Annotated in this window: 13 protein-coding genes; 3 read left to right on the top strand and 10 right to left on the bottom strand. The window is 43.1% G+C overall.

Going from position 1 to position 13,913, the window contains the following annotated elements:
• The first annotated feature begins 48 nt into the window (after positions 1–48).
• A complete protein-coding gene (locus tag ACO06Y_RS14655) occupies positions 49–1,137 on the top strand; it encodes a M42 family metallopeptidase (RefSeq protein ID WP_422079732.1) in 1,089 nt (362 codons plus the stop codon).
• Between the two features lie 35 nt (positions 1,138–1,172).
• Entirely contained in the window at positions 1,173–1,721 is a 549-nt protein-coding gene (locus tag ACO06Y_RS14650; RefSeq protein ID WP_422079731.1) for an NUDIX hydrolase, read from the top strand.
• Here ACO06Y_RS14650 and hisS read toward each other — a convergent pair.
• The 6 genes from hisS to rpsF all read right to left on the bottom strand — a co-directional run bounded on the left by hisS (position 1,716) and on the right by rpsF (position 8,087).
• A complete protein-coding gene (gene hisS, locus ACO06Y_RS14645; protein WP_422079730.1) occupies positions 1,716–3,092 on the bottom strand; it encodes a histidine--tRNA ligase in 1,377 nt (458 codons plus the stop codon). The genes ACO06Y_RS14650 and hisS overlap by 6 nt on opposite strands.
• A 104-nt stretch (positions 3,093–3,196) precedes the next feature.
• Entirely contained in the window at positions 3,197–3,673 is a 477-nt protein-coding gene (locus ACO06Y_RS14640) for a DUF6495 family protein (RefSeq protein WP_422079729.1), read from the bottom strand.
• 58 nt (positions 3,674–3,731) lie between these two features.
• Positions 3,732–6,890, bottom strand: a complete 3,159-nt coding sequence (locus ACO06Y_RS14635) for a TonB-dependent receptor (RefSeq protein WP_422079728.1) — start codon at positions 6,888–6,890, stop codon at positions 3,732–3,734.
• A gap of 90 nt (positions 6,891–6,980) precedes the next feature.
• Positions 6,981–7,433 carry a 50S ribosomal protein L9 gene (gene rplI, locus ACO06Y_RS14630; RefSeq protein ID WP_422079727.1) on the bottom strand — a complete coding sequence of 151 codons (453 nt, stop codon included), beginning with the start codon at positions 7,431–7,433 and terminating at the stop codon, positions 6,981–6,983.
• Positions 7,434–7,446: 13 nt separating this feature from the next.
• Positions 7,447–7,743 carry a 30S ribosomal protein S18 gene (gene rpsR / locus ACO06Y_RS14625; protein ID WP_013991412.1) on the bottom strand — a complete coding sequence of 99 codons (297 nt, stop codon included), beginning with the start codon at positions 7,741–7,743 and terminating at the stop codon, positions 7,447–7,449.
• Positions 7,744–7,748: 5 nt separating this feature from the next.
• Positions 7,749–8,087, bottom strand: coding sequence for a 30S ribosomal protein S6 (gene rpsF, locus ACO06Y_RS14620; protein WP_422079726.1), 339 nt, complete (start codon positions 8,085–8,087; stop codon positions 7,749–7,751).
• A 231-nt stretch (positions 8,088–8,318) separates the two neighbouring features.
• Between rpsF and ACO06Y_RS14615 the strand changes: the two genes are divergently transcribed.
• On the top strand, positions 8,319–9,011 hold the full coding sequence (locus ACO06Y_RS14615) for a LytR/AlgR family response regulator transcription factor (RefSeq protein ID WP_120711710.1): 693 nt from the start codon (positions 8,319–8,321) through the stop codon (positions 9,009–9,011).
• A 60-nt stretch (positions 9,012–9,071) separates the two neighbouring features.
• On the opposite strand, the gene priA is transcribed toward ACO06Y_RS14615, so the two are convergent.
• From priA to nadC, 4 genes are read right to left on the bottom strand one after another with little or no spacing between them, the layout of a single operon-like run.
• On the bottom strand, positions 9,072–11,528 hold the full coding sequence (gene priA / locus ACO06Y_RS14610; RefSeq protein WP_422079725.1) for a replication restart helicase PriA: 2,457 nt from the start codon (positions 11,526–11,528) through the stop codon (positions 9,072–9,074).
• A gap of 14 nt (positions 11,529–11,542) precedes the next feature.
• On the bottom strand, positions 11,543–11,980 hold the full coding sequence (locus ACO06Y_RS14605; protein WP_422079724.1) for a DUF2147 domain-containing protein: 438 nt from the start codon (positions 11,978–11,980) through the stop codon (positions 11,543–11,545).
• Positions 11,970–12,944, bottom strand: coding sequence for a YihY/virulence factor BrkB family protein (locus ACO06Y_RS14600; protein ID WP_422079723.1), 975 nt, complete (start codon positions 12,942–12,944; stop codon positions 11,970–11,972). The genes ACO06Y_RS14605 and ACO06Y_RS14600 overlap by 11 nt, the downstream gene beginning before the upstream one ends.
• Entirely contained in the window at positions 12,945–13,802 is an 858-nt protein-coding gene (nadC, locus tag ACO06Y_RS14595) for a carboxylating nicotinate-nucleotide diphosphorylase (protein WP_422079722.1), read from the bottom strand. It abuts the gene before it with no gap.
• Positions 13,803–13,913 lie beyond the last annotated feature (111 nt).

The following is a 13,913-nucleotide window of genomic DNA, read 5'->3' as shown; positions in this document are numbered from 1 at the left end:
ATTAATTAAAAGTGAATATTGCTAAGTTTGCATTCAAACAAAGATTACATGAGCGAAAAAAAAATATTGACCAAAAAGTCCCTCGATTTTTTTGAAAAATACCTCAACAATGCCTCCCCGACTGGATATGAGTGGGAAGGACAAAAACTATGGATGGATTATCTAAAACCCTACGTGGATAAGTTCATTACGGACACTTATGGATCGGCCGTCGGGGTCATCAATCCCGATGCGGAATACAAAGTGGTCATTGAAGGACATTCCGATGAGATTTCATGGTACGTAAACTACATTACGGATGATGGACTCCTGTATGTCATTCGCAATGGGGGAAGCGACCACCAGATCGCCCCTTCCAAATGGGTGAACATCCATACCAAAAATGGAGTTGTCAAAGGTGTTTTTGGATGGCCGGCCATCCATACCCGGGACAAAAGCAAGGAGCAACCCCCCAAACTGGACAATATTTTTATAGATATCGGCGCCAAGGATAAAGAGGAAGTAGAAAAAATGGGGGTTCATGTAGGTTGCGTGATTACCTATCCCGACGAGTTCCATATTCTGAACAAGGATAAATTCGTCTGTCGTGCCATAGACAATCGGGCCGGTGGATTTATGATAGCGGAAGTAGCCCGTTTGCTTCATGAAAACAAAAAAACGTTGCCTTTTGGGCTCTATATCACGAATTCAGTCCAGGAGGAAATAGGACTTCGTGGGGCCGAAATGATTACTGAGACCATACAGCCCAATGTGGCCATTATTACCGATGTTTGTCATGACACGACCACCCCCATGATCGATAAGAAGACACAGGGCCATACCGAAATCGGTGCCGGGCCGGTAATTTCTTATGCGCCCGCTGTACAGAACAAGCTACGGGAGCGCATTATTGAAACGGCGGAAAAGAACAAAATCCCCTTTCAGCGCTTGGCAGCTTCAAGATTCACCGGGACGGATACCGACGCCTTTGCCTATAGTAACGGTGGGGTGGCATCCGCTTTGATTTCCCTGCCTCTTCGGTATATGCATACTACCGTGGAAACCGTTCACCGTGATGACGTAGAGAATGTCATCCGATTGATTTATGAAACCGTTCTGAATATTGAAAGCGGAGAAGCATTTAGCTATTTTGAGTAAGTAGACTCCAATCTTTCCCCTAAGGCACCGTAAGCATGGACGAGCTTGTTGACATTCTGGATGACATGGGCAACCTGACGGGAAAGACAGCGATGAAGTCCATGGCACATGCCAAGGGATGGTTTCACCCGACCGTTCACGTTTGGTTATACACCAAAGATGGAAAAATCCTGATACAACAACGAGGCAAGGACAAGGATACCCACCCCCTACTCTGGGATGTCTCGGTTGCGGGGCATATTGCCGCTGGGGAAGCTATTGAGGCCTCGGCAATACGCGAAGTGGAAGAGGAAATAGGGCTTTCCATCTCGGAAAGAGATCTGGAAAAAATTGGGGTCTTTAGTTCTATTCATAAACATCGTGAGGATTTGATCGATTGCGAGTTTCATCACACCTTTCTGTGTGAGTTGAAGCTTCCTTTGGGAAACCTTCAAAAACAGGAAAGTGAAGTTGAGCGCCTGGATTTAATTCCGCTAATTCAGTTTTCCGAAGAGACCTGGGGCCTAGCGAACATTGAGAAGTATGTACCCCATGAAATTTCGTATTACCAAAGGATAGTAGAGGAAATACAGAAAAGGCTATAGTGCGGCAATAAAATCTTCTACGGAATCAAGGGAAAAAGTCTTTTGATCCCCACTGGCCATATTCTTGACCACAAAAGTATGTTCCACTAGTTCCTTTTCACCTATTAGGATTACATAAGGTACATTTCGGTTGTTGGCGTATTTAAATTGCTTTTGAATCTTGGTATTGATTGGATATAAATCAGTTTTGATTCCGGACTCCCGAAGTGTGCCGATCAACCTCAAGGAAGCCAAGGCCTCCTTTTCCCCAAAATTAAGGCAGAGTACCTCTATCGATTGTTCCAAGGTTTGGGGAAAAAGATCCAATTCCTCTAATACCAGATAAATGCGATCCAACCCAAAGGAAATCCCTACACCACTGACATCCTTTAAACCAAATATTCCGGTCAAATCATCATATCTACCGCCACCGCCTATGGAGCCCATTTTTACTCCCTCCGGGGCACCTACTTCCAAAATGGTACCCGTGTAGTAATTAAGTCCCCTGGCCAGGGTAACATCCAAGGAAAGTTGTGCCGATCGTAGGCCTGTTTCCTTAACCGTATCCATTATAAATTCCAGCTCCACAATACCTTCCAGGCCCTGTTCGGAATCTTGCAAAAGGCCCTTGAGTATGTTTAGTTGTTCCGCGCTACTTCCTGAAAGTGAAAACAAGGGAGCGGCCTTGGCAATGGACGATTCGGAAATACCTTTTTCCAACATTTCCTTTTTCACCCCTTCCTCCCCTATTTTATCCAATTTATCCAGGGCCACGGTAAAATCTACCAATAGGTGTTTTGCCCCGATAATTTCGGCAATCCCCACCAAAATCTTTCTATTGTTCAATTTTATATGGACACCTTTCAATTTTAGGTCGGTGAAAACGGCATCGTACAATTGTACCAATTCTACTTCCTGCAAAAGGGAATTTGCCCCGACCACATCTGCATCGCATTGGTAAAACTCACGGAACCGCCCTTTTTGGGGCCTGTCTGCCCGCCATACCGGTTGTATTTGATAGCGTTTAAAGGGAAAGTCGATTTCATTCTGGTGCATCACCACATAGCGTGCAAAAGGAACGGTCAAGTCGTAACGGAGTGCTTTTTCCGTGATTTTTGGAGCCAACGAATTTGAATTCTTGGAACTATAGGTTACATCATCGACCTTACCTAGAAAATCCCCAGAATTCAAAATCTTAAAAATGAGGCGGTCACCCTCCTCCCCATATTTGCCCAACAAGGTTTCGGAGTTTTCAAAGGAAGGCGTCTCTATAGGCTGAAAACCAAAAACCTGGAAGTGCCTTTTGATCGTATCAAAAATGTAATTGCGCTTGTTGACCTCTGTAGGTGAGAAATCCCTAGTGCCCTTGGGTATACTTGGTTTTTGTGCCATTGTAAATTTTTATTGCAACTATTTCTTTGGCATAGCCCGTAGGCCACAATTTGAAATCTGGACAAAGATAATTCTTTACCGTCTGTTGTCAAGCTCTCGGGTTGTCAAGGAGCTTGTATTGCTTTTTCAAACCATTGGTATAGTTCCCCTTTAGTAATGACCGCCCCCTGTTTTATCAGATTAAATTTATCCAGGTTCTTATCTTCGGAATAGGCCTTGGAAGCTGTGAGATACTCCACATAATCGGATTGCCAGTTCTTCTTAAACCAATTGAACCCGGCTTTTGTGGTCAGATCTGCCTCTGGATTCCTGACCTTCACGGAAATCAATTTCATCTCTTTTTCCGAACAATGGAACAAGTGCATATGTTGCGCCGAAACATTTTCCAAGTACCCCACTTTGGTCAGAACGCCTTCCCAAACCAAATCGCTAAAAACATCCAGCTCTTCTTCGGCCACTTCAGGTTTCTCTTCTTTCAAGGTTTTCCATTCGTCCGATGTAATGGATTGGGTCGCCAGGAAATTGATAAACTCTTTATGCAACTCTTCCAATTGTTGCTTGGTAAGTCTTGTGTATTTCATGGGGCAAAATTAAAAAGGCCATGCATTTTGCATAGCCTTTTCAATCAATTTTTATGTTTTAGAAGATATAGCGCAATCCAAACTGTGCCTGCCATCTGGATAAAAGGCTCGAATCAAAACCAAAGGTTTCGGTCAGGGCCGGGTTGAATGTATAGGTCGGAACATTATTGGCATCCACCGAAACGGACAATGGGTTTAGATTATTGGGTTGCTGTACCACGCCCCAATCCGAGTTCAACAAGTTTCCAAAGTTGAGAATATCGATGCTAAACTGAACGGTATGAACCCGATCCCCTGCCACATTGAAATTATAGTCCTGCAGGATTTTAACATCCCATCTGCTTCTCCAGGGTGCTAAGGCACCGTACCTGTCAAAATATTCCCCTCTATTATCGCTTAGGTAGTCGTCTTGTTGAATATAGGCCTCAAAAGCCTCTGCTTGACCTGGGCCCGAAAACTGCATCTGCTGTACCTCTGCCGCTGTTGGGATGTACAGCAAATCATTGTTCTGAAAAGAGCTATCGTTATTGATATTGCCTGCATAGGTATAATTAAACCTACCGCCCTGCGCATATTCAAAGAAGGTAGAAATAGTGGTGGCCCATTTATCCTTTCCATAACGAAACTGTTTGGATCCAACACCGATAAACCTATGGGTATCCCCATATCTGGAAAATGAAAGTACATCGTCATTGGCATTACCTGATATGGGATTAAAATCAAAGGCATCCCCCGTAATCTCAGCTTCGATGGAATTCACATCCTTGGCGTTCAAATAGTTATAGGCCAGACTGGCGAACAAACCATTGTTCCATGTTTTCTGCGCCTTTAGGGTGGCGTTCCAGATTCTTCCTTTGTCCGAATTTGTGAAGACGTAGGCATTGTTGCCTTTATCCGAATCCGCATAGACCGGACGATTGTCTCCCGGCGCGTCCAAGGTCAAGGAAGGATTGCGAAGACCCCAGTTCTGGACATGTGCCCCATTGATATCCTTGGTGTAGGATATGTCCGCCGATAAAATGATACCGTTTTCCAGGCGATGATCTCCACCTATGTTTGTGCGCCATACTTGGGGCCATTTGAAATCCGGATCCACGATTTGGTAAAAGAAGAAATCCAACCCCTGCACCTGGTTGCCCAACCAAACAAATGGAAAACGTCCTGTAAATATTCCACTACCTCCTCGAATTTGTGTAGTCTGATTTCCATTAACATCCCAATTGAACCCGACTCTTGGTGAAATCAAGAAGTCATTATTCGGCAAAGTCTCGGAATCCAAGGTGGTCTCCTGATCGGTCTGCGGATTAAAATATACAATAGTGGGGTCAAACGTAAAGGGTTTCCGGGCAATATTCTCGCGAATCTTATCCTCGGTATCAAAATACAATGGCTTGTCAAAACGTACCCCATAGGTCAATTTAAAGTCCGAGGTAACATTCCATTCATCTTGTATATAAAGGGCGAACTGCCCCACATTGGTTTCCGCCAAGGACCATCCGCCTTCGTTGCCTTCCCCTGCGGCATTGCTATTGGTAAAAATGGCCTGGGCATTGGCCAAGGCTGCTGCCAATGTTCCGTCATCGGCGTCCGTTAAAAAGGCGGCCAAATCCGGGTAAGCGGCAAAAGCACCGACTTCCTGATTAAAATCACCATCCTCGTCATAACCATAAGCCCCAAGGTTAAAGGAATTATCAAATTGGAATTTCTCAAAGGAAAAACCAGCGGTCAATGTATGGTTTCCCAAAAAATAGTTGAAGTTGTTGGTAACCTGAAAGACTTTCTGATCCAATCTGTTGTTTATGGAAAAGGGTTCATGACCTGCGATAATGTAATTACTTCCTGCTCCATCCTGTATGGTAATGGCAGGTGCAGGACTGGATAACGGATTCCTAAAATCATCAAAATGCGTATAGCCCACTTGCAATTTGTTGGTAGCCTTGTCCCCAAAAGTGGAGTTCAGTTCCAATTGTACGGATTGAATGTTGTTATTGATTTCATACCCGGAATTTTCAAACTGAAGGGTCTGAAAGCTAGGCCCCCTAATTCCCAGCGCCGTTGGATGTGCCGGTTTTTCTTTGGCCGCGTCCAAAAAATTATAGATTATGGCCAATCGATTTTTGTCATTGATATTCCAGTCAAGTTTCAAAATGCCTTTGGTTGATTCCGCACCGTAGGTAAAGCCTTGATATCTACCCGTATCGTATCCCAAACCTGAAAGTGCGGACTGAACCGCCAGCAAATCGGTTTCAAGTACACGGGACTCGTTTATAGCACCCGAACCCGTATTGGGTACCCATCCATTGGATCCCAAATCATCACGTTCGTCCCTTTCAAAATTGGCAAAAAAGAACAGTTTGTTTTTTATAATGGGACCACCGATGCTAAATCCATACTGATTTTGCTTAAGATCCGGTTTTACCACATCCTCGCCCTTTATTTTCCCTCCGGTCAAATCTTCATTTCTAAAAAAGCCGTACACCGTACCATGAAATTCATTAGTACCGCTTTTGGTCACTGCATTTATGGTTGCTCCCGTAAATCCGGACTGGGTCACATCATATGGAGCCAACGAAACCTGAATCTGGTCTATAGCATCCAAGGAGATAGGTTGGGCATCCGTCTGTCCGCCAGGGGTCGGCGCATCCAGACCAAACGGATTGTTGAAAATTGCCCCGTCCAGGGAAAAGTTGTTGAACTGATCGTTTCTCCCCCCAAATGAGTTACCGGTGGAGGAGGGTTCCAATCGGGTAAAATCCTGGGCCGATCGGGAGATGGTAGGAAGCTTGGTCAGTTCCCTTCGACCTACAGAAGTTTCCGCACCGGTTCGGTCGCTTCCAAAGGTACTACCGCGGTCTGAGATAACGATTACCTCGTCCAAGGCCTGACTTTCGGAAACCAGCTTTACATCAATAGTAAAGGTTTTCCCTAGAGTAAGGTAAACGTCATTTTGTACTTGATCGGCAAAGCCTACATAGGAAACCGTAACTTCATAAGGTCCCCCTACACGAAGGTTTAACATCTTAAAAAGTCCATCCTCATTGGTAATGGCCCCGTATTTGGTACCTGTAGGGGTGTGGACAGCTACAATATTTGCTCCCAATAGAGCTTGGTCTTGGTCATCGACCACCATCCCACTAATATTGGAGGTGGTTACTTGGGCCGTTATGGAACCTACCATAAAAAACAGCGCCGTACTTAGGAATACAGTTTTGAACATCGCTAGAGATTGAGTTAGTGGCGCAAAAGTAAGGCAAAAAAAAAGAGCTATGCACGCACAGCTCTTTAAAGTTTTTAATTTTTATTAAGACTATTTTTGCTCGGCAATAACCTCAAAGGGAAAATCCACAACTACCTCACGATGTAATCTAATTTGCGCATTATAGGGCCCTGTACGTTTTACAGTACCTCCCTGAATGGCAATGTATTTTTTGTCTATTTCATGTCCTTCCTTTTGAAGGGCCGCTGCAAGATCAATCGTGGTAACGGAACCAAAAAGTTTATCTCCGACACCTGTCTTGGCCGGTATTTTAAGTTCAAGCCCTTTTAATGTCTCGGCCGTCTTATTGGCTGCATCCACGATAGATTTTTCTTTATGCGCCCTTTGCCTTAAGGTCTCTGCCAAAACCTTTTTGGCCGAAGGTGTTGCCATGGTCGCCAATCCTTTGGGAATAAGGTAGTTTCTACCATAGCCATTTTTAACGCTTACCAAATCATCTTTGAAACCCAAGTGTTCCACATCTTGTTTTAATATAACTTCCATCTTCGGTCTCTTTTTATTTTAACAAATCGCCTACATATGGCATCAAGGCCAAATGACGGGCACGTTTTACGGCTTGGGCCACTTTTCGTTGGTATTTCAAAGAAGTCCCGGTAAGTCTCCTAGGGAGTAATTTTCCCTGCTCATTCACCAATTTCATTAAAAAATCGGCATCCTTATAATCGATATATTTAATGCCGGATTTTTTGAACCTACAATACTTTTTCTTGGTATTGGTCTCAATGTTCAAGGGGGTCAAATACCTAATTTCCCCATCCTTCTTTCCTTTTGCCTGTTGTTGTAATGTTGCCATGTTCCTTACGCTTTAGCCTTTAACCTTGTTCTTCTTTTTTCTGCCCATTCAATGGCATGCTTGTCCAACCTTACGGTCAGAAAACGCATTATGCGTTCGTCCCTTCTGAACTCCTGCTCATATGGGCCGATAACTTCGCCCGGAGCGGTAAATTCGAACAAATGGTAAAAACCACTTTTTTTGTGCTGTATGGCATAGGCCAATTTTTTGAGTCCCCAGTTTTCCTTGGAGACCATTTTGGCGCCATTCTTAATTAAGAAATCCTCGAATTTCTTAACTGTTTCCTCTATCTGAGTATCAGATAGAACGGGATTTAAAATGAAAACAGTTTCGTAATGGTTCATATGAATCTATATTTTTTAGGAGCGCAAAAATAAGAATATTTGATACACTTCACAAGAAAATGAAAAAATCTTCGTTATAGACTAACAATCGTTAAAATTGAACTTAACCAAATCTTAAACTATGGTCATTGCCAATTACACAGGATTCCGTACAATGTTTACAACTTTTATTGCAGTTGAACGTGTTTTTTCAGTAATTTGTCGATGATTTAACCCCACAAATCAACCTTTATGAAATTAAGAAGCATTATTGTTGACGATTCGTCGATGCAGCGGATGGCAGTCGCCAAGCTAGTCAACAACCACCCAAATCTTGCAATGGTTGCCGAATATAGCAATGCGATAGAAGCTAAGAATGGCATTAAGAATAACGAAATCGACTTAATTTTCCTCGATGTTGAAATGCCGATCATCAATGGTTTTGACCTACTCGAATCCCTTGAGAACAGTCCACAAGTAATCTTGATTACCGGAAAACCGGATTATGCCCTTAAGGCCTTTGACTACGACGTTACGGATTATTTGCACAAGCCCATTACCATGGCGCGTTTTGATGCCTCCGTAAGACGTGCCGTAGCCAAATACGAGCAGATGCATAGGGTAAATGAGGATGAGGAACATATCTTTGTTAAGAGTAACCTTAAAAAGAGAAAGGTTGTCCTTAATGACATTAAATGGATAGAAGCATTGGGAGATTACATCAAATTGGTAACGGACGAGGCCAATATCGTAATTTTATCAACAATGAAATCCTTTGAAAAACAATTGCCTCAGGAAAAATTCCTGCGAATCCATAAATCCTACATCGTAAATCTGGAAAAAGTGGAAAAGTTCAACAGTAAGAATGTTGAAGTAAGCGGGAGATCTATTCCTTTGAGCCGAAACAAGAAGACAGAATTGGCGGAAGCATTGAGCAACGTCTAGCATTTCTACTTCATTACAAAATACAGAACCGCCGTTCCCTTGGGGAACGGCGGTTTTTATTTAAATATGGTCTACATTGTAGATGACACGAACCCCCCGGTACTGCGATATGGCGTTGAATGACCTTTCTATCTTCTTAATCCCATCCTTGGTCTGGGAAAGTGCCCATTGCCTGTTTATTTTTATCAACACGTTTTTTAGATATTGATTTCGGATACGGGCCACCGGTGGATATTCCGGGCCCAGTACATTTTCGCCAAATATATTTCTAAGCGACTTGGCAAACCATTCGGCCGCTTCGTTGAGGACATTGAAATTTTTATGCTTAAAGGTGATTTTGATTATCCTATTGATCGGAGGGTATTTGTATTGTTCCCGCTCATAGATTTGTTCGGAGTACATACCCATATAGTCATTGGTAGAAACTTGTTTTAATATTTGATGATAGGGATTGTAGCTCTGAATAATGACCTTACCCCTTTTTTGGGTACGTCCTGCCCTACCGGCCACTTGGGTCATTAGTTGAAAGGCCCTTTCATGTGCCCTATAATCCGGAAAATTAAGCAATGAATCCGCATTCATGATTCCCACCAAGTTTACGTTCCGAAAATCCAACCCCTTGGTCAGCATTTGGGTACCTACAAGAATATCGATTTCCTGTTGTTCAAATGCCGAGATTATTTTTTCATAACCATGTTTTCCTCTAGTCGTGTCCAAATCCATACGTGCCGTTTTTGCATTGGGGAACAACTTCTGAAGCTCTTCCTGTATTTGTTCGGTTCCAAAACCCTTCGTATCCAAAGTGGGGCTGCCGCACGCCTGACACGTTTCCTGTAGCGCCATATGATAACCGCAATAATGACAGCGCAATTGCTTCCTATGTTGATGATAGGTTAGACTAACATCACAATTGGGGCATTGTGGCGAGTGTCCACAGGTGGTACATTCCATAATTGGGGCGTACCCTCTTCTATTTTGGAAAATGATAATCTGTTCCTTGGTACCCAGGGTTTCGGTAATTTCCTCCAAAAGACGTTCCGAAAAATGTCCTGTCATTTTTCGTTTACGGGTCTGTTCCTTTAAATCCACCAATTCAATATCGGGCATAAGGACATTTCCAAAACGTCTATTGATATTGGCATAACCAAACTTACCGGTCTGCACATTGTAAAAACTTTCAACGCTAGGCGTAGCGGAACCCAAAAGTACATGGGCCCCATGAAGGTTCCCCAATACTATGGCAGCATCCCTGGCATGATATCTCGGTGCCGGGTCAAATTGTTTAAAGGAGTTTTCATGTTCCTCGTCAACTATAATCAGGCCCAAGTCCGAATAGGGTAGAAATAACGCCGACCGTGCACCGATTATAATTTGGGCCTTTGCTTCCGTGGACAAAACGTTATTCCAAACCTCTACCCGCTCATGCAAGCTATATTTGGAATGATAAACCGATACTTTTTCGCCAAAATAATCCCTTAGCCTTGCTATAAGCTGTGTAGTAAGCGCAATTTCAGGCAAAAGATATAAGGCTTGTTTTCCAGAGTCAATACATCGCTCCAACAATTTAATGTAAACTTCGGTCTTGCCGGATGACGTAACCCCCTGTAACAAGGTAACCTTCTGCTTTTCAAAGCTTTTCAAGATATCATCTAAAGCACTTTTTTGATTTGGATTCAATGATTTTACTTCCGAGTGCCCATCATTTCCTTCATAAACCACACGATCCCTCCGTAAGAAATATTCTTCCAAAATCCCCTTTTCCATCAATGCCTTAACAACCGCCCTTGAGCTATTACTAGCCTTTTCCAAATCGGTAACTTTTATGGGCGCTTTTCTACTGGCCTGAAGTTGAAACAGGGAAAGTACAACCTGACTCTGTTTAGGGGCCCGGGCAAGGGACACCAATAGGCTTTCTAGTTTTTCCTCCGTAAGATATTCGTCACCAAGTTTTACGTAGCGAACCAATTTAGGCTTGTAGCGTTCATAAACTTCTTCCTTTAGAAGGATAATGTTTTTTTTCAATAATCGGTTTAAGATGGGGAGTACGTTTTTTTGGTCTACGATCGCGGATATCTCGTTGGCCTTTATTGAAGATTGATATTGCAATGCCTCATATACCAAAAACTCATCATCCTTAAGGTCATTCTCATTTACGTCAACATCCTGATTTTTTAAAACCAATGTCTCGCTCTCCAATAAAAACGCACTGGGCACGGCCGTCCTAAAGACCTCGCCCAAGGTACACATATAGTATTCGGCAATCCATTTCCAATGTTGCGACTGTAGCGGGTTTACGATGGGCTGCTGATCCAAAATCTCATGGATTTCCTTGGCCTCATAGACTTCAGGAGGCGTAGTATGGATCTCATGTACCAACGCGGTATATATCTTGGATTTCCCAAAGGGTACGGTAACCCGGATTCCGGGAGTAAGCCGTTCAGCTTCGGCCTGGGAAATACGATAGGTAAAAAGTTTTTCCAGGGGAATCGGTAAAACTACATTGATGAAGTGTTGCATAGTGCCATCGCCTTCTATCCCTCTACCCTTATCCAGGTCTGTGTCCGGTAAAAAAATGCCAAATACCCACGCACTTTTAGTTCGTTTTGATTTTTGGGATTCAACCAAATCTTACACTTGAAAGTCATTCCCTGCTCGGGATCGAATAAAGTCTTGCCCTTCCACTCCCCGTACGTATTCTCTTCAAGGCTATCTATTATTTTCATTCCAACTATAGGCTTGTTTTTTTGTGCGCCATCGCACTTTATACAAAGAGCATCCTCCTTACCTTCCTCCAAAATCTTGATGATTTTTCCATGCATCAATCCGTCCTTTTCATAAATGTCGACAATTGCCTTGGGATTTCCCGTTCTATCATCAATGGTCTTCCATTTTCCAAAGACACTTTGAGAATTTACCGTATAACTAAAAAACAAGCAAGCACCGACAATAAAAAGTCTTCTAATCATCATTCTTTTCATAGTTTTTTCTTAGGGAATTCAATGAGGCATTCAATTCAAAGCCTAGTAGCAATATATTTGAATTTAGCCATATATAGACCATTAAGATCAACAATCCGCCCAATGCCCCGTATAATTCGTTATATCGGGCAAATTTTTCCACATAGACCCCGAATAAGTAGGAGGTTAAAATAAACAATAGGGTCGTCATTAGGGCCCCCGCGGAAAAAAACCGGGCTTTTTTTCCTTCTGCCGTACCAAAGTAATACAGAATGGCAACGGTTAAATAGGACAAAATGATAAAAAACAAAAACTTGGCAATCTGAACCCCGATGATATCATCTTCTCCCAAAACATAACCTCCAGTCCTTGCGGCAAATTCACTTAGATAGCCCAGAACATACACCTCAAAGTAGACAAACGCCACGAAACCGACTATGATCAGGATGGATAGTATTAAGCCAACCATCAAGGCATATCCATATTGCCGGATGAAATTACGGGTAAGATCCACGTGGTATGAATTTTCAAATCCTCCAAAAATAGCATTTACCCCATTGGCCATCAGAAAGATAGAAATCAAAAAAGCGGAGGACAACAGTCCGCCCCGTTTTTGATCCTTTATCTGTTGATAGATCTCCCCAAAGTACTCCCCTGTCGCCGTGGGAAGGAACGATTCCAGAAAAGACAGAAACTCGGTATCAAAATCGGCATTTCCCAAACTGAGATAGGATACCAAAAATGGTACGAGCGTAACCATAAAGATCAGAAGGGGAAACAAGGCCATGAACAAACTAAAGGCTATGGCACTGGCCCGGGTGGAGAGAGCGCCCTGAAATATTCCCACGATGTACATTTCAATAAGATCGTACAAGGAAAGTCCTTCAAATGCCGGAAGTTTTATGCGTTTTAGGAGAGCCGCCAGCTTGTTTATTATTGGAATCTTTTCAATTCTTTCCTCAATTTCCAGCGACATCTATACGGCTTTTAGGCTTAAATCCATATTATAGACGGAATGCGTCAAGGCTCCTGAAGAAATATAGTCGACTCCGCATTCCGCATATTTGCGAAGCGTGTCTTCATTTATTCCCCCTGAAGATTCCGTCAGGCACGTATCCCCGATAACAGAAACCGCCGTTCGAGTGTCCTCATAGTTAAAATTGTCCAATAGGATGCGATAGATCCCCCCGGATTTTAAAATTTGATCTACTTCCTTTAAATTCCTGGCCTCTACAATAATCCTTAAATCCTTGCCCGTATTCGCTAGATAGTCTCGAGTCTTTTGAATTGCCGCGGGAATACCACCTGCAAAATCTATGTGGTTGTCCTTGAGCATGATCATATCATATAACGCAAATCTGTGATTCTCGCCCCCTCCTATCTTTACGGCCCATTTTTCAAGGGCGCGAATGCCAGGGGTGGTCTTTCGTGTATCCAAGATTTTTGTCTTGGTACCTTCCAATAAACGAACATAGGACTTCGTTTTGGTCGCTATGGCACTCATACGTTGCATCGCATTGAGCACCAGGCGTTCCGCCTTTAAAATGCTCTGAGAACTTCCCGAAACATAAAATGCCACATCACCATACTTTACAGGCGACCCGTCCGGCATCAAAACCTCCACTTCCATCTCCCTATCCACAAAGGAAAAAACCTGTTCGGCAAAATCCACACCGCCTAAAACGCCGGTATCCTTGACCAAAAGTTTGGCCTTGCCCATTGCCGAATTTGGAATACACGCCAGTGAGCTGTGATCACCGTCACCAACGTCCTCACGGATGGCATTCCGAATGATAATCTCCAACTCCCCTTGAAACTGTTCTTCTGAAATCATTAAAGAAAATTTGGTTCGGATAAAATTAGTGAAATGTTTTTTGGGTACCCGATTTAAATTCCAAACGGATAAATGAATTTTAAGTTATACCTTCCAATCGTTCCCATTACA

Origin of the sequence: Ulvibacterium sp. (genome assembly GCF_965228935.1) — a bacterium.
Classification (GTDB): domain Bacteria; phylum Bacteroidota; class Bacteroidia; order Flavobacteriales; family Flavobacteriaceae; genus Ulvibacterium.
The sequence above is the reverse complement of the archived record's forward strand: the minus strand, read 5'-3'. Positions and strand labels throughout refer to the sequence as shown.